This is a genomic window from Cellulomonas denverensis (genome assembly GCF_012396125.1).
Taxonomy (GTDB): Bacteria; Actinomycetota; Actinomycetes; order Actinomycetales; family Cellulomonadaceae; genus Cellulomonas; species Cellulomonas denverensis.
Genome location: NZ_JAAXOX010000009.1, coordinates 33,826 through 50,037 on the forward strand (window position 1 = coordinate 33,826; position 16,212 = coordinate 50,037).

Below are 16,212 nucleotides of genomic sequence, written 5' to 3' on the forward strand. Positions count from 1 at the left end.
CGTCGTCGGGTGCCCACCGTCCTGCTGCTGCCCGACTCCGCCCTGCTGGTCCCCGGCGCGGCCGGGTCGCAGGCCGATCCGCTGGCCGGGGCGCGGGCCGCGGTGCTGGCGGAGCTGCGCGAGGCGGGGCGCGGGGCGGTGCTGGTGATCGCCCCGGGGCGGGTCACCCGGGTGCTGACCGGGCCGTTCGGCGACGGGCTGGCGGCGGCGGGGATCGCACGGGTGCCCGCCGGGTCTGCGGCGGGCATGGCTGCTCCAACCGCTCCGCCCGCGGGGGCCACGGCGCCCGGCGTCGTTCCCGCGGTCGGGGCCATGCCGCCCGGCGTCGTTCCCGCGGTCGGGGCCACACCGCCCGGCCTCGTTCCCGCGGTCGGGGCCGCCCCGGGTGTCGGGGCCGCCGCCGCCCTGGCCCTGCTCGCGCTGGCCGGGCACGACCCGGACCGCGCCGCCACCGTCCTGGAAACCGGCTCCGAGCCCGGCCCCGTCCTGCCCGTCGTCCCGGCGGCGCCGCCGGAGCTGGTGCTGGTGGTCGGGTCGCTGTCCGCCCGGCACGGCCCGGACGCGCCGCTGCCGGACGACCCGGAGGCGATCGCCGCCGACGTCGCCCTGCTCACCGCCCTGGCCGCCGGGCCCCGTGCCCTGGCCACGGTGCTGGGCGATCTGCCGCCGGCGGAGTGCGACCGGCTCGCCATCACCGGCGGCCGGCCCTGGCACTGCATGCTGTCCCTGCTGGCGGGTGCCGGGAACGCGCCGGGCGCCGGTGCCGAGGGCCTGCCGGATGCCGGTGCCGAGGGCCTGCCGGACGCCGACGCCGCGCTGCTGTGGTCCGGCACCCCCGGCGGGGCGCAGCACGCGGTGGCCCGCTGGCGGATCGGGGCAGCGGCATGACCGTGATCGTCGCCGTCGTCGGCCCCACCGCCACCGGCAAGTCCGACCTGGCACTGGACCTGGCCGAACGGCTCTCCGGTGAGGTGGTCAACGCCGACGCGCTGCAGTTCTACCGCGGGATGGACATCGGCACCGCCAAGCTGCCGGTCGCCGACCGCCGGGGCATCCCGCACCACCAGCTCGACGTGCTGGACCCGGACCAGGACGCCACCGTCGCCGCGTACCAGACCGCCGCCCGGGCCGATGTCGCGGCGATCGAGGCTCGCGGGCACCGCCCGGTGGTGGTCGGCGGCTCCGGCCTCTACCTGCGCGCCCTGCTGGACCGGATCGAGTTCCCCGGCACCGACCCGGCGCTGCGGGCGGCGCTGGAACACCGGGCGGAGCAGGAGGGCACCCGGGCGCTGTTCACCGAGCTGCGGGCCGCCGACCCGGCCGCCGCCGAGTCGATCGGACCGCGCAACACCCGGCGGATCGTCCGGGCCCTGGAGGTGATCGCCCTGACCGGGCGGCCCTACTCCGCCAACCTGCCCGGACACGACTACCACCGTCCCGCCGTGCAGATCGGCCTGGATCACGACCGTGCCGCGCTGGACCGGCGGATCGAGCAGCGGGTGGACCGGATGTGGCGGGCCGGGCTGGTGGACGAGGTGCGCGGCCTGCTCGCCAGCGGCGGGATCGGCCGGACCGCCTCCCGCGCGGTGGGCTACGCCGAGGTGCTGGCCGCACTCCGGGGCGAGATCACCGAGGAGCAGGCGCGCGAACAGATCGTCGCCGGCACCCGCCGGCTGGCCCGCAAGCAGATGGGCTGGTTCGGGCGCGACCCGCGGGTGCACTGGCTCGACGCCCAGGACCCGGCGCTGCTGGACCGGGCGCTCGACCTGGTCGCCGCGGCCGACGCGGGCAGCCTCGGCCTGGCCACGGAGGACCCGGCACCGCGCCGTAGTCTGGGCACATGACCGCCCCGCTGCACGTCACCAAGGGCCACGGCACCCAGAACGACTTCGTGCTGCTGGACGGCCGCCACACCCCGCCGCTGGACGCCGACCTGGTGCGCGCGCTGGCGGACCGCCGGGCCGGGATCGGCGGCGACGGCGTGATCCGGCTGACCGCCGCCACCGACCTGCCCGAGGGCACCGCCCTGCTGGCCACCGAGCCTGCCGCGCAATGGTTCATGGACTACCGCAACGCGGACGGCTCGATCGCGGAGATGTGCGGCAACGGGGTGCGGGTGGTCGCCGACTACGCCCGCTCGCTCGGCCTGTGGGACCCGGCCGCCGGTGACCTGGTGCTCGGCACCCGGGCCGGTGTGCGCCGGGTGCGCCGGGTGGACGGCCCCGAGCCGGGCACCGACTGGTACGCGGTCGACATGGGGCAGTGGCACCTGCCCGGCGGCGAGCCGGCCGCCACCGCGGGCGCCGACGCCGAGGTCACGGTGCCCGGGCTGGCGGTGCCGCGACCGGCACTGAGCGTGGACCTGGGCAACCCGCACACCGTGCTGGCCCTGGCCGACGAGGCCGAACTCGCCGCCGCCGACCTGACCCGCGCCCCGCAGGTGCAGCCGGTCCCGCCGCACGGCACCAACGTCGAGCTGGTGGTGCCGCTGGGCGAGACGGTCGGCGCGGACGGCGCCCCGGTCGGGCGGCTGCGGATGCGGGTGCACGAGCGCGGGGTGGGGGAGACCCGGTCCTGCGGCACCGGTGCCTGCGCGGCGGCGCTCGCGGTGCGCACCTGGGCCGGGCCGCAGTCCCCGGCGGTGTGGCTGGTGGACGTGCCGGGCGGGACGGTGCGGGTGACCGCGCTGCCCGGTGGGCGGGTGGAGCTGGCCGGGCCGGCGGTGCTGGTCGCCGACCTGGACGTCGACCTGGCCGCGCTCACCGGCCGCTGACGGCCACGGGCCGCGCGCCGAGGAGGGTCCGAGGGGCCCGGCGGGAGCAGACCCCGCGGGAACACCGCGACCCCCGGCCGTCGTTGCTCCGGACGTGACCACCGGACCCGCCCCGCTGACCGCCGGCGACCTCGGCGCGCCGCTGGGCGAGCGGCTCACCTTCCTGCAGTTCTCCACCGGCTTCTGCGCGCCGTGCCGGGCCGCCCGCCGGGTGCTGCAGCGGGTGGTGGACACCAGCGAGGGTGTCGCGCACATCGAGGTGGACGTCGCCGACCACGCCGAGCTGGCGACCCGGTTCGCGGTGACCGCGACGCCGCTGGTGGTGCTCCTGGACCCGGACGGCACCCCGGTCGCCCGGCTGGCGGGCGTCCCCACCCTGGCCCAGGCGCGCACGGCGTTGGCGTCCCTGGGCTGAGCGGCCCCCGCCCGTCGCGGCGTCCCTGGCAGCCCGCTCGGACCGCCCGGACCCCGGTTCAGCCCGCCCGCAGCGCCCGGAACCCCGGCTCAGCCCGCCCGGACCACCCGCAGCACCCGGAACCCCTTCGCCGTCGCCGCTCGCTCCGCGCTGAACTCCGCCCCCAGCTCGGTGTCCAGCCAGCGCAGCAGCGAATCCGACCCCAGGTGCTTGGCGACCACCAGGTGCGCCTCGCCGCCCGGCAGCAGGCGGTGCAGCCACTGCCGCAGCATGGCGTGCAGCACCTCCTTGCCGACCCGGATCGGCGGGTTCGACCAGATCGCCGCGAAGCGCACGTCCTCCGGGACGTCCTCCGGCCGGACGGCGTGCACCCGGACCGCCCCGGCGAGCTCCGCGTTGCGGCGGGTGAGGTCGAGCGCCCGTTCGTTCACGTCCACCGCCCACACCCGGGCCAGCGGGCTGGCCGCCGCCATCGCCAGCGTGATCGGCCCCCAGCCGCAGCCGAGGTCCAGCAGGTCGCCCTCCACCGGCGGCTCCGGCACCTCGCGCAGCAGCACCTCGGTGCCGGCGTCCAGGTGGTCGGGGGAGAACACGCCACCGGCGGTCTGCACGGTGACCTCCTCGCCGCGCAGCCGCACCGTGCGGTCCCGGCGCTGGTCGGGGGAGGCGGGTTCGGCGGTGAAGTAGTGATCGGACACGCCTCGACCCTAGTGCGCCACCGGGAATCCGATGGCGCCCCGTCCCCGCCCCGTGCCACGCTGGAATCCGCGGCACCGGATCGGTGTTGGCATCGACGATGAACCCTGACGAGAGGACCCCCGTGACCGCACGCGACCACATGGACGACGAGACGACGGCTGCCGACCCCCAGCAGCAGGCGCGCGAGGCGCAGCGGGTCGCGGACGACGTGGTCGCCCGGGTGCTCGCGCGGGCCGGGACCGCGCTGCACGAGGGCGGCACCGTCCACACCACGCACGACGGCGACCAGCTGGACCTGGCCGAGCGCAGCTCGCTGCGCCGGGTGGCCGGACTGTCCACCGAGCTCGAGGACGTCACCGAGGTCGAGTACCGGCAGCTCCGCCTGGAGAAGGTGGTCCTGGTCGGGCTGTGGACCCACGGTCCGCTGGAGATCGCCGAGGTGTCGCTGCGTGAGCTGGCGGCGCTGGCCGAGACCGCGGGCTCGGAGGTGCTGGACGGCCTGATCCAGCGCCGCCAGACCCCGGACCCGAGCACCTACCTGGGCTCCGGCAAGGCCGCCGAACTGGCCGAGCTGGTGGCCGCCGCCGGTGCCGACACCGTCGTGATCGACGGCGAGCTGGCCCCGTCGCAGCGCCGCGCCCTGGAGGACGTGGTCCGGGTCAAGGTGATCGACCGGACCGCGCTGATCCTGGACATCTTCGCCCAGCACGCCAAGTCGCGGGAGGGCAAGGCCCAGGTCGAGCTGGCCCAGCTGGAGTACCTGCTGCCGCGGCTGCGCGGCTGGGGTGAGTCGATGTCCCGGCAGGCCGGTGGCCAGGTCGGTGGCGCCGGGGCGGGCATGGGCTCGCGTGGTCCCGGTGAGACCAAGATCGAGCTGGACCGGCGCCGGATCCGCAACCGGATGGCCAAGCTGCGCCGGGAGATCGCCGCGATGGAACCGGCCCGCCAGACCAAGCGGGCCTCCCGGCGCAAGAACGCGATCCCCGCGGTCGCGATCGCCGGGTACACCAACGCCGGCAAGTCCTCGCTGCTGAACCGGCTGACCGACGCCGGGGTGCTGGTGCAGAACGCCCTGTTCGCCACGCTGGACCCGACCGTGCGCCGGGCCCGGGCCGCCGACGGCCGGGTGTACACCCTGGCCGACACGGTGGGCTTCGTGCGGAACCTGCCGCACCAGCTGGTCGAGGCGTTCCGCTCCACCCTGGAGGAAGTCGCCGACTCCGACCTGGTGCTGCACGTGGTGGACGCCTCGCACCCGGACCCCGAGGGCCAGATCGCCGCGGTCCGGGAGGTGTTCGCCACCATTCCGGGCGCGATGGACGTCCCGGAGATCATCGTGCTGAACAAGGCCGACCTGGCCGAGCCGGAGACCGTGGCCCGGCTGCGGTCCCGCGAGCACGGCGCGATCGTGGTCTCCGCGCACACCGGTGAGGGGATCGAGGAGCTGCAGGCGCTGATCGCCGACCAGTTGCCCCGCCCCGGGGTGAGCGTCGACGTGGTGGTGCCCTACGACCGAGGCGACCTGGTGCACCGGGCGCACGAGCACGGCGACATCGACGCCGAGGAGCACACCGCCGACGGCACCGTGCTGCGCGGCCGGGTCGACGCCGGGCTGGCCGCGGAACTGTCCGCGGTGGACGTGCGCTCCGCCTGACCGCGTCCCGGGCTGTCGCCCCCGTCGCCTACCCTGTCCCGGTGCCTGATCCCACCCCCGACGTCGATGACCTGCTCGACCTGGCGGTGGCCGAGCTCGGCGGTGCGCCCCGGGAGGGCCAGCGCCGGATGGCCCGGGAGGTCGCCGCGGCGGTGGAGGCCGGCGAGCACCTGATGGTGCAGGCCGGCACCGGCACCGGGAAGTCGCTGGGCTACCTGGTGCCGGCCGTGCGGCACGCGGTCACCGCGGAGGAACGGGTGGTGGTCTCCACCGCCACCCTGGCGCTGCAACGCCAGGTGATGACCCGGGACCTGCCGCTGGTCGCCCGCACCCTGGGCCCCAAGCTGCCCCGGCCGCCCAAGATCGCCCTGCTCAAGGGCTGGCACAACTACGTCTGCGTGCACAAGATCGCCGGCGGCTACCCGCAGGACGACCAGGGCACCCTGTTCGCGCTGGCGGACGAGCCGGCGACCGCGGAGCACCCGGCACCGGACGAGGACGGCAAGGAGTCGCTCGGTGCGCAGGTGGTGCGGCTGCGCGAGTGGGCGCAGGACACCGACACCGGCGACCGGGACGACCTGGTGCCCGGGGTCAGCGACCGGGCCTGGCGGCAGGTGTCGGTGACCGCGCTGGAGTGCCTGGGTCAGAAGTGCCCGCTGCTGGAGGAGTGCTTCCCGGACCGGGCCCGGGCGATCGGCCGCGCCGCCGACGTCGTGGTGACCAACCACGCCATGCTCGGCATCGCCGCCGGGGGGTCGCCGAATGTGCTGCCCGAACACCAGGTGCTGGTGGTGGACGAGGCGCACGAGCTCTCCGACCGGGTGACCGCCCAGGCCACCGCGGAGCTGTCGGTCGCCACGGTGGAACAGGCCGGTCGCAGCGCGCGCCGGCACGGTGGGGTGCTCACCACCGAGCTGGACCAGGCCGCCACCGCGCTGGGCACCGTGCTGATTGGGCTGCCGGAGGGCCGGTTCCCGGACGGGCTGCCCGAGGGCACCCGGCAGGCGGTGGCGATGGTCCGGGACGCCGCCCGTGGCCTGCTGACCGAACTGCGCCCGCAGAAGGGCGAGGCGGAGGACACCGGCCTGAAGCTGGCCTCGTCGGCGGTGCTGGCGCTGTTCGAGGTGGCCGAGCGGATGGCGGCCGAGCCGGAGGACCAGCGGTACACGGTGATGTGGTGCTCGCGCCAGGACGGTCCGCGCGGGGACGGTGCCACCCGGCTGTACGCCGCTCCGCTGGCGGTGAACGGGCTGATCCGGACCAACCTGCTGGCCGGCCGGTCGTCGATCTTCACCTCGGCCACGCTCAGCCTGGGCGGGCAGTTCGACGCCACCGCACGGGCGGTCGGCCTGGCCGGTGCCACCGAGGGTGCGGCCGCCACCGCCACCGCCACCGCCTCGGCCACGGTGCTGGCGGATGCGGCACCGGCGGGGCGGGAGACCGGCGGCGGGGCGAAGCCCGCGGCGTCCGACACCCCGGCGAAGCTGCCCTGGCACGGCATCGACGTCGGCAGCCCGTTCGACTACCCCAAGCAGGGCATCCTCTACGTCGCTCGCCGCCTGCCGCCGCCGGGCCGCGAGCCCGCCACCGATGCGCAGCTGGAGGAGATCGCCGCGCTGATCTCCGCTGCCGGGGGCCGCACCCTGGGGTTGTTCTCCTCCCGCCGGGCCGCGATCGCCGCGGCCGAGGCGATGCGCGAGCGGCTGGACGTGCCGGTGCTGGTGCAGGGCGACGACCAGTTGCCCACCCTGGTCCGGCAGTTCGCCGACGACGAGCCGACCTGCCTGTTCGGCACCCTGTCGCTCTGGCAGGGCGTCGACGTGCCGGGCCGGTCCAACAGCCTGGTGATCATCGACCGGATCCCGTTCCCGCGCCCGGACGACCCGGTGCGCTCGGCCCGGTCGGAGGCGGTGGCGGCCTCGGGTGGGAACGGCTTCATGTCGGTGGCGGCGACCCATGCGGCCCTGCTGCTCGCCCAGGGCGCCGGTCGGCTGATCCGGTCCACCGGCGACCGCGGGGTGGTGGCGGTGCTCGATCCCCGACTGGTGACCGCCCGCTACGGCGAGTTCCTGGCCCGGTCGCTGCCGCCGTTCTGGCGCACCACCGACCGCGCGGTGGCCGAGGGGGCGCTGCGCCGGCTGACCGGCACGGGCAACGGGTGATCGGCTCGCGATTCGTCTAGCCTCGTGACCAGCAGGGCTTCCACCTGCGCCGATCCCGCGAGGAGGACCCGTGAGCGAGCAGACTGACGACGGCGACGACTTCGGCCTGACCAGTGCCAGTGCCGGTACCCGTCGTACCACCAAGCTGGCCGTGATCGGCGCCGGGGCGGTCGGCTCGACGATGGCCTATGCCGCCCTGATGCGTGGCGCCGCCCGCTCCGTGGCGCTCTACGACATCAACAAGGCGAAGGTCGAGGCCGAGGCGCTCGATCTGGGGCACGGGATCCAGTTCATGCCGATGGCCGAGGTGGTCGGCTCGGACGACATCGCGGTCTGTGCGGACGCCGACGTGGTGATGGTGACCGCCGGTGCCAAGCAGAAGCCGGGGCAGACCCGGATCGACCTGGCCGAGGCGACCATCTCCCTGGTGAAGAAGATCCTGCCGTCGGTGGTCGAGGTCGCCCCGAACGCGATCTACGTGATGGTCACCAACCCGGTCGACATCGTCACCTACGCCGCGCTGAAGACCTCCGGCCTGCCGCCGACCCAGCTGTTCGGCTCCGGGACCGTGCTGGACTCCTCCCGGCTGCGGTACCTGATCGCCCAGCACACCGGGGTCGCGGTGCAGAACGTGCACGCCTACATCGCCGGCGAGCACGGCGACACCGAGCTGCCGCTGTGGTCCTCGGCCACCATCGGCGGGGTGCCGATCCTGGACTGGAACGGCCTGGACGGGCACGTGCCGCTGACCGCGCAGGTCCGAGAGTCGATCGCCCGCGAGGTGGTGGAGTCCGCGTACCGGATCATCGAGGGCAAGGGCGCCACCAACTACGCGGTGGCGCTGGCCGGGTCGCGGATCATCGAGGCCATCCTGAAGGACGAGCACCGGATCCTGCCGGTGTCCTCGCTGTTGGAGGGCTTCCACGGGATCAGCGACGTGTGCCTGTCCGTGCCCACCGTGGTCGGCCGCGAGGGGGTGGGCGAGCGGCTGGAGGTGCCGATGAGCGCCGACGAACTGGCCGGCCTGCGCCGCTCCGCGGAGTCGCTGCGCGCGGTGGCCCGGCGGTTCGGCTTCTGACCAGCTGAGTACGGCGAAGGGCCCCGGCGACGTCGGTCGCCGGGGCCCTTCGCGGGTGCGGGACTACAGGCTGCGCAGCACCGAGACCACCCGGCCGAGGATCTGCGCGTGGTCGCCGTCGATCGGGGAGTAGGCGGGGTTCTGCGGCAGCAGCCAGACGTGACCGTCGGTGCGCTTGAGCGTCTTGACCGTGGCCTCGCCGTCCAGCATCGCCGCGACGATCTCCCCGTTCTCGGCCACCGGCTGGCGGCGCACCACCACCCAGTCGCCGTCGCAGATCGCGGCGTCCACCATCGAGTCGCCGACCACCTTGAGCAGGAACAGCTCGCCCTCGCCGACCAGCTGGCGGGGGAGCGGGAAGACGTCCTCGACCAGCTGCTCGGCCAGGATCGGCCCACCGGCGGCGATCCGGCCGACCACCGGCACGTAGGCGGCGGCAGGTGCCCCGTCCCGGGCGGCGGAGTCCTCGTCGCCGATCATCGCGGCCACCGATCCGGCCAGCGCGCCCACCGGCCGTGAGTCGTCCGGCTGGACCACCTCGATCGCGCGCGGGCGGTTCGGGTCGCGGCGCAGATAGCCCTTGCGCTCCAGGGCGGTGAGCTGGTGCTTGACGCTGGACGGTGAGGTCAGGCCGACCGCGTCGCCGATCTCCCGCATGCTCGGCGGGTAACCCCGGCTCTCCACCGACGCCCGGACCGTCTCCAGCACCAGCCGCTGCCGCGGGGTCAGGCCGTCGCCCAGGCCGATCTCGGCCTCGTCCTCGCTCACCTTCGGTGCCATGCGTCTCTCCCGTCCGTCCCGCCTGTGCCGACCGCCCGGCCCGACCCGGCTCCGGCCCACTGCCGTCCGCCCTGGTGACGGGCTGTCCGGCGGCGATGTCAGTGCCTCGTGATCGGGTGTTCCCAGTGCCCCGAGCCTAGGGGTCGCGACACGCCCGATCAAACACATGTTCGACCGTGTCTCGACATTGCCCCGGGATCCGTGGCAGTCTTCGTACAAGCGTTCGACGAACAGATGTTCGACTCGACCGGACGGACGGTCGCCCCGCCGGGGTGACAGGAGGGAAGTGGTGACATGAGCACCATCGCAGCGCAGCCGCGGATCGCCGGACAGGTCGCACCCGTGCGCCGTCCCCGCCCCGCAGGCGCCCGGCGCCCCTCGGTCGCCGGTGCACAGCGCCCGTTCGTGGCCGGTGCCCGGCGCCCCGCCATGGCCGGTGCCCAGCGCCCCTCGGTCGCCGTCCGGGACGGTTCCGCCGCGTCCGCCCCGGCGCGGCTGCAGCTGACCCGCCGTGGTCGCGCGGTGGTGATCGTGCTCGGCCTGCTGCTGGCGGTGGCCGGGGTGATGGGCGGTCGTGCGGTGGCCGACGGGCCGCAGCAGGCGGTGGAGGTCCAGACCTACGCCGTGCAGTCCGGCGACACCCTGTGGAGCATCGCGCAGGGGGTGGCGCAGCCCGGCGAGGACGTGCGGGACGTGGTGCTGCAGTTGCAGCGACTCAACGACCTGAGCGGCGGCTCGCTAATGGCGGGCCAGGTGCTGATGCTGCCGGCCGACTCCTGAGGTTCCCCGGATCATCACGGGAAGATTACGAAACCTGGTGCTTGCGTAATTCTGTCGCCGCCCTCTACTGTGGGTCTCACCTCGACGGCTGGCTGGGGGGCTCGCCACGAGGGACGCGAATCGGCGCTGGACACAGTGGCCGCCGCGCGTGATCTACACCGCTGAGGCGAGGCGAGTCGCCCCGGCGAGACGGGACGGGGGCGTCCCCACGAGGGTGGCCGCGATTGCGCGGCCACCCTCGTCGTCTGTCCGCCGCCCGCTCGCCGCGCCGCCACCGCCGCACCGCTACCGCCGGACCGCTGCCGCCGGACCACCACCGCCGCGCTGCCACCGCCGCCACCCAGGTGCCGTCTCCACCCTCGGCACCCGGACGCCGGAGACGGCGGTTCGCCCGGTACAGTGACCCGGTCCCGCCCGCTGGTCGACGGTGTGGGCCGTGGCGAGGAGGAGGCACCCATGCACTGTCCGTTCTGCCGGCACCCGGACTCCCGGGTGGTCGACTCCCGGACTTCCGACGACGGGCTGTCCATCCGGCGCCGCCGGCAGTGCCCGCAGTGCAACCGCCGGTTCACCACGATCGAGACCGCCAGCCTGTCGGTGGTGAAGCGCTCCGGCGCCACCGAGCCGTTCAGCCGGGAGAAGATCGTCAACGGCGTGCGCAAGGCCTGCCAGGGCCGCCCGGTCTCCGACGACGACCTGGCCGTCCTCGCCCAGCGGGTGGAGGAGACCCTGCGCGCCTCCGGCTCCGCGGAACTGGACGCCTACGAGATCGGGCTGGCCATCCTCGGTCCGCTGCGCGAGCTGGACGAGGTCGCCTACCTGCGCTTCGCCAGCGTCTACCAGGCGTACAACTCGCTGGAGGACTTCGAGGCGGCGATCACCGCGTTGCGCGCCGAGAACGAGGAGGCCGAGGCCCGTCGCGCCGCCGGGCAGGACGAGCCCGCCGACCAGGGGACCGCCGCCGCGGAGTGAGCGGCGCCACCGGCTGTCGGCCGGTGGGACTACGGTCGGTCACGTGATTCCTGCTGACCTCTCCCTCCTGCACACGCCGGGTGCGCCCGCGCTCAGCCCGGACGGACGCTGGGCCGTGGTGGCCCGCACCGCCCCCGACCTGACGGCCGACGAGTACGTCGGTCGCCTGTGGCGGATCCCCACCGACGGCAGCGCCGACCCGGTCCCGCTGACCCGCGGTCACCGGGACGCATCGCCCCGGTTCAGCCCGGACGGCCGGTGGCTGGTGTTCCAGCGGTCCGAGCCCAAGGGCCGCCCGCAGTTGTACCTGGTCGAGGCCACCGGTGGTGAGCCGGTGAAGCTGACCGACGCGCCGCTGGGTGCCGGGTCGCCGCGGATCTCCCCGGACGGCCGGCTGCTCGCCTTCGTCGCCGCGGTGCCGGAGGAGGGGCGCTACCTGCCCGAGGGCGACCCCGCCGCCGAGCCGCCCCGGCACATCACCGAGTTCCAGTACCGCCACGACGGCGCCGGCTTCACGCTGGACAAGAAGCCGCAACTGTTCGTCCTGGAGCTGCCCACCGAGCCCGGCACCGGCGACCTGCCCACCGCGCGGCAGATCACCGCCGGCATCGAGGTGGACGGCATCGCCTGGCTCGCCGACTCCGCCCATGTCGCGGTGGTCGCCGCCCGGCACGCCACCGCCGACACCGACCTGCGCACCGACGTGTCCGCCGTGGACGTCCGGGCGGATCACGACCACACGCTGCACCCGCTGACCGACGCCGACCAGGGCAGCACCCTGGCGGTGTCCACGGTGGCCGAGGCGACCGACGGCAGTGGGCTGTGGCTGCTGGCCCAGGACATGGGGCCGCAGGGGCGCGACTTCGTGGCGGCGCAGACCGGGCTGTTCCACCTGCCGCTGGCGGACGGTCCGGACGGTCCCCGCGCCGCGGGTGCGCCGGTGCGGATCACCGACGCCGAGGCGGTGGACCTGGACCCGGGCAGCCTGGCTCCGACCGAGGACGGGGTGATCGTCGGGGAGCTGGACCGGGGCACGATCCGGCTGCGCGAACTGCGCCGGGACGGGTCCGGCCGGGACCTGCTGACCGGCCTGGTGGCCCAGTCGGCGGCCTACGCCCGGGGTGTCGTGCTCACCTCGGCGGCCGGGCCGCTGACCAGTGGTGAGGTGCACGCGATCGAGCTGAGCACCGGGATCGGCCGCACACTGACCGACTGGTCCGCCGCGCTGCGGGCCACCGGGCGGTTGCGCCAGCCGCGGGAGCTGACCGGCAGCGCGCCGGACGGTTACCCGGTGCACGGCTGGGTGGTCACCCCGGACCCGGAGCGGTTCGCCGGCCCGCACCCGACGATCCTGATGATCCACGGCGGGCCCTACGCCCAGTACACCGTCGGCCTGTTCGACGAGGTGCAGACCCTGGCCGAGGCAGGCTATGCGGTGGTCTACGGCAACCCGCGCGGCTCGGCGGGCTACGGCCGGGCGCACGGGCGCAGCATCCACCGGGCGTTCGGCACCGTGGACGCCGACGACGTGCTCGCGCTGCTGGACCACGCCCTGACCGACCCGGCACTGGACGGTGAGCGGGTCGGCGTGATGGGCGGTTCCTACGGCGGCTACATGACCGCCTGGCTGACCACCCGGACCGACCGGTTCCGCGCCGCCATCGTCGAGCGTGGCTTCCTGGACCCGGTCAGCTTCGTCGGGTCCAGCGACATCGGCTGGTTCTTCGGCCTGGAGTACCTGGGCGACGGTGAGACCGACCAGGACCGGGCCGCCGTGGCCGCGCAGTCGCCGATGGCGCACGTGCACCAGGTGGTCACCCCGACCCTGGTGATCCACTCCGAGCAGGACTGGCGCTGCCCGGTGGAGCAGGGCCAGCGCTGGTTCGTCGAGCTCAAGCGGCGTGGCGTGCCGGCCGAGCTGCTGCTGTTCCCGGGCGAGGGGCACGAGCTGACCCGCTCCGGGCGGCCGCAGCACCGCAAGGTCCGGTTCGACCACGTGCTGCGCTGGTGGGCCGAGCGCCTGCCGGTCTGACTCCGGCATGACACGAGCCCGGCCGATCCATGCGGATCGGCCGGGCTCGGCTGCGTTCTGGGGAGCCCTCGCTCAGGCGGCGCTGCCCATCAGGTTGTCCCGCACCACCCGGCGCAGCACCTTGCCGATCTGCGACCGCGGCAGGTCCGGCAGGATGACCAGGTCGCGGGGCACGGCATAGCGGGCCAGCTTCTGCTGGCACCAGTCGCGCACCGCCTGCAGGTCGATCTGCGGGCAGTCGTGGTCCATCACCACGGCGGCCACCACCTTCTCGCCCAGGTCGCCGCCGGGCATCCCGATCACTGCCACGTCCCGCACGCCGGGCATGGTGCGCAGGTGCTCCTCGACCTGCGACGGGTAGACCTTGAAGCCGCCGGTGACGATCATCTCCTTGATCCGGTCGACCAGGACCAGCGAGCCGGACTCGGACATCCGCACCACGTCGCCGGTACGCAGCCAGCCGTCGGGCAGCAGCTGGCCGGCGGTCTCCTCCGGGCGGTTCCAGTAGCCCTGGAACACCTGGGGGCCGCGGATCAGCAGCTCACCGGACTCGCCGAGGCCCACCTCGCGGGTCGGGTCCTCCTGGTCGACGATCCGGACGTCGGTGCCGGGGAACGGCAGGCCGAGCGCGCCGGGGATCCGGGCGCCGGACAGCGGGTTGCCCAGGGCGACCGGGCTGGTCTCGGTCATGCCGTAGCCCTCGATCGCCAGGCCGCCGGTGACTCGCTCCCAGCGCGCGGCGGTGGTGGCGGGCAGCGCCATCGCGCCGGAGAACGCGAACCGGAACGAGGTCAGGTCGGCGCCGGACTTCTCCGCCGCCAGGGACAGCCGGTCCAGGATCGGCGGCACCGCGGGCAGGAAGGTGCCCGGGCGGCGGCGCTGGGTGGCCAGCACCGACTCGGCGTCGAACTTGGGGAAGGCGACCAGGGTGGCGGCGATCCGCGCGGCGTAGGTCAGGCAGAGCGTGAGGCCGAAGGCATGGAAGAACGGCAGCACGGCGTAGACGGTCTCGGCGCCCTGCTCGTGCTGGGTCCAGGCCTGGCCCTGCACGGTGTTCGCCACCAGGTTGCGGTGGGTGAGCACTGCGCCCTTCGGGGTGCCGGTGGTGCCGCCGGTGTACTGCAGCAGCGCCACGTCGTCGGCGACCGGCCACGGGTGGTCGGCGGGCAGCGGGGTGGCCCGGGCGATCAGCCGGTGCCAGGACGGGATGTCGGCCGGCACCGGACCGCACAGGGCGGCACGGGTCTCGCGGGCGGCGCGCACCGGCAGGCGCAGCGCGATCCGCTTGAACGCGGGCAGGTCGGCGGCGACGTCCACGGCGACGACGCTGCGCAGCTGGGTGTGCTCCCGGTGCTCCAGGACCGCGGGCACCGCCTTCTGCCAGACCAGGGCGGCGGTGGCGCCGGAGTCGGCCAGCTGGTGGGCGAGCTCGGCGGGGGAGTAGGTCGGGTTGTGCTCGACCACGACGGCGCCCAGTCGCAGCACGGCCCAGAAGGCCACCACGTGCGAGGTGCAGTTCGGCAGGGCGATCGCGACCCGGTCACCGGCGCGCACCCCCAGGTCGTGCAGGGCGGCGGCGCCGCGGGCGACGGCGTCGTCCAGCTCCGCGTAGCTCAGGGTCGCGCCCTGGAAGTCGACGGCGACCCGGTCGGGGAAGGCGACGGCCGCGCGGGCCACGGCGGCACCGACCGGCTCGTCGGGCACCGCGATGTCACCGGGCACGCCGTCGGCGTAGGACCGGTGCCAGAAACGCTGAAGTGTGGTCACCTACTCACAGTAACCTACGGAACCGTAGGTTTAGCTGTGGGACCCCTCAGAGATCGCTGGAGCGGGCGCCCCAGAGGTTGATCCCGGCGTCCACCGCGTGCTGGTCGATCCGGGCCAGGTCCTCCGGCGACAGCTCGCTGACCTGTGCCGACGCCAGATTCTCCCGGAGTTGGCGCGGGGTGCGGGCGCCGAGGGTCACCGAGGAGATCCGCTGATCGCGAAGCACCCAGGCGATCGCGAGCTGCGGCAGCGTCAGGCCGAGGTCCTGGGCGATGTCGTTCAGGGCCCGCACGTGGTCCAGGTTCTCCGGGGATAGGTACTCGGCACGCAGCGGGCCGCCCCGGGCCGCGCGGGAGTCGGCCGGCACGCCGTCGAGGTACTTGGTGGTGAGCATCCCCTGGGCCAGCGGGGAGAAGGCGACCACCCCGAGCCCGGCCTCGCCGGCCACGTCCAGCAGCGAGCGGCCGTCCGGGCCCGGCCGCTCGATCCACCGGTTCAGCAGCGAGTACGACGGCTGGTGCAGGCTCAGGGTCAGCCCGATCCGCTCCGCGACCGCCAGCGCCTCGGCGGTGCGCTCGGCGGAGTAGGACGAGATGCCGGCGTACAGCGCCCGGCCCGAGTCGACGGCGGTCTTCAGCGCGCCGAGTGTCTCCTCCAGCGGGGTGTCCGGGTCGTAACGGTGGCTGTAGAACACGTCCACGTAGTCGGTGCCCAGGCGGCGCAGCGACTGGTCGAGGGAGGCGAGCAGGTACTTGCGCGACCCGAACTCGCCGTAGGGCCCCGGCCACTGCCGGTACCCGGCCTTGGTGGCGATCAGCAGTTCGTCGCGGTGCGCGCGCAGGTCGGTGGCCAGCAGCCGGCCCACCGACTCCTCGGCGGCCCCGGGCGGCGGCCCGTAGTTGTTCGCCAGGTCCAGGTGCACCACGCCGGCGTCGACCGCCGCCAGCACCAGCGCGCGCTGGTCGGCGAACGGGGTCGCCTCGCCGAAGTTCTGCCACAGCCCGAGCGTCACCGCCGGGAGCTGCAGTCCGGTGCGCCCGGCCCGGCGCAGGGGGAGAGGGTCGGCAGCGGCTCGGTTCACCCTGCCAAACTAGCCGCGA

Annotated in this window: 14 protein-coding genes; 10 read left to right on the forward strand and 4 right to left on the reverse strand. The window is 74.8% G+C overall.

Features of this window, described 5'->3' with window-relative positions; translation table 11 throughout:
- Positions 1–9: 9 nt before the first annotated feature.
- The 4 genes from HGA03_RS14180 to HGA03_RS14195 all read left to right on the forward strand — a co-directional run bounded on the left by HGA03_RS14180 (position 10) and on the right by HGA03_RS14195 (position 3,188).
- Positions 10–888 carry a hypothetical protein gene (locus HGA03_RS14180; protein WP_168630947.1) on the forward strand — a complete coding sequence of 293 codons (879 nt, stop codon included), beginning with the start codon at positions 10–12 and terminating at the stop codon, positions 886–888.
- Positions 885–1,844, forward strand: coding sequence for a tRNA (adenosine(37)-N6)-dimethylallyltransferase MiaA (gene miaA / locus HGA03_RS14185; RefSeq protein ID WP_168630948.1), 960 nt, complete (start codon positions 885–887; stop codon positions 1,842–1,844). The genes HGA03_RS14180 and miaA overlap by 4 nt, the downstream gene beginning before the upstream one ends.
- Positions 1,841–2,773, forward strand: a complete 933-nt coding sequence (gene dapF / locus HGA03_RS14190; RefSeq protein ID WP_168630949.1) for a diaminopimelate epimerase — start codon at positions 1,841–1,843, stop codon at positions 2,771–2,773. Before miaA ends, dapF begins: the two co-directional genes overlap by 4 nt.
- A gap of 94 nt (positions 2,774–2,867) precedes the next feature.
- Positions 2,868–3,188 (forward strand): TlpA family protein disulfide reductase, encoded by a 321-nt coding sequence (locus HGA03_RS14195; RefSeq protein ID WP_168630950.1) that lies wholly within the window; start codon positions 2,868–2,870, stop codon positions 3,186–3,188.
- An 89-nt stretch (positions 3,189–3,277) separates the two neighbouring features.
- Here HGA03_RS14195 and HGA03_RS14200 read toward each other — a convergent pair whose 3' ends face one another.
- Positions 3,278–3,886: a class I SAM-dependent methyltransferase gene (locus tag HGA03_RS14200; protein WP_168630951.1), complete on the reverse strand. Its 609-nt coding sequence runs from the start codon at positions 3,884–3,886 to the stop codon at positions 3,278–3,280.
- Positions 3,887–4,026: 140 nt separating this feature from the next.
- On the opposite strand from HGA03_RS14200, the gene hflX reads away from it, so the two are divergent.
- The 3 genes from hflX to HGA03_RS14215 all read left to right on the forward strand — a co-directional run bounded on the left by hflX (position 4,027) and on the right by HGA03_RS14215 (position 8,781).
- On the forward strand, positions 4,027–5,541 hold the full coding sequence (gene hflX, locus HGA03_RS14205; RefSeq protein ID WP_168631019.1) for a GTPase HflX: 1,515 nt from the start codon (positions 4,027–4,029) through the stop codon (positions 5,539–5,541).
- Between the two features lie 41 nt (positions 5,542–5,582).
- The gene (locus HGA03_RS14210; protein ID WP_239073545.1) at positions 5,583–7,703 is read left to right on the forward strand and encodes an ATP-dependent DNA helicase; all 2,121 of its coding nucleotides are present in this window, start codon (positions 5,583–5,585) and stop codon (positions 7,701–7,703) included.
- A 70-nt stretch (positions 7,704–7,773) separates the two neighbouring features.
- Positions 7,774–8,781 carry an L-lactate dehydrogenase gene (locus HGA03_RS14215; RefSeq protein WP_168630952.1) on the forward strand — a complete coding sequence of 336 codons (1,008 nt, stop codon included), beginning with the start codon at positions 7,774–7,776 and terminating at the stop codon, positions 8,779–8,781.
- A gap of 63 nt (positions 8,782–8,844) precedes the next feature.
- Here HGA03_RS14215 and lexA read toward each other — a convergent pair whose 3' ends face one another.
- Complete coding sequence (gene lexA / locus HGA03_RS14220) at positions 8,845–9,561, reverse strand: transcriptional repressor LexA (protein WP_168630953.1); 717 nt, start codon at positions 9,559–9,561, stop codon at positions 8,845–8,847.
- 294 nt (positions 9,562–9,855) lie between these two features.
- Here lexA and HGA03_RS14225 point away from each other — a divergent pair, with 294 nt between their 5' ends.
- The 3 genes from HGA03_RS14225 (at position 9,856) to HGA03_RS14235 (ending at position 13,345) form a co-directional block, all read left to right on the forward strand.
- A complete protein-coding gene (locus HGA03_RS14225) occupies positions 9,856–10,341 on the forward strand; it encodes a LysM peptidoglycan-binding domain-containing protein (protein WP_239073544.1) in 486 nt (161 codons plus the stop codon).
- 456 nt (positions 10,342–10,797) lie between these two features.
- Positions 10,798–11,313, forward strand: a complete 516-nt coding sequence (gene nrdR / locus HGA03_RS14230; RefSeq protein ID WP_168630954.1) for a transcriptional regulator NrdR — start codon at positions 10,798–10,800, stop codon at positions 11,311–11,313.
- A gap of 43 nt (positions 11,314–11,356) precedes the next feature.
- A complete protein-coding gene (locus HGA03_RS14235; RefSeq protein ID WP_168630955.1) occupies positions 11,357–13,345 on the forward strand; it encodes a S9 family peptidase in 1,989 nt (662 codons plus the stop codon).
- A gap of 72 nt (positions 13,346–13,417) precedes the next feature.
- Here the strand turns inward: HGA03_RS14235 and HGA03_RS14240 are convergent, their stop codons facing one another.
- Together HGA03_RS14240 and HGA03_RS14245 are read right to left on the reverse strand one after the other, a co-directional pair.
- Positions 13,418–15,112, reverse strand: coding sequence for an AMP-binding protein (locus HGA03_RS14240; RefSeq protein WP_168630956.1), 1,695 nt, complete (start codon positions 15,110–15,112; stop codon positions 13,418–13,420).
- Between the two features lie 46 nt (positions 15,113–15,158).
- Entirely contained in the window at positions 15,159–16,193 is a 1,035-nt protein-coding gene (locus tag HGA03_RS14245; RefSeq protein WP_168630957.1) for an aldo/keto reductase, read from the reverse strand.
- Positions 16,194–16,212: the final 19 nt, after the last annotated feature.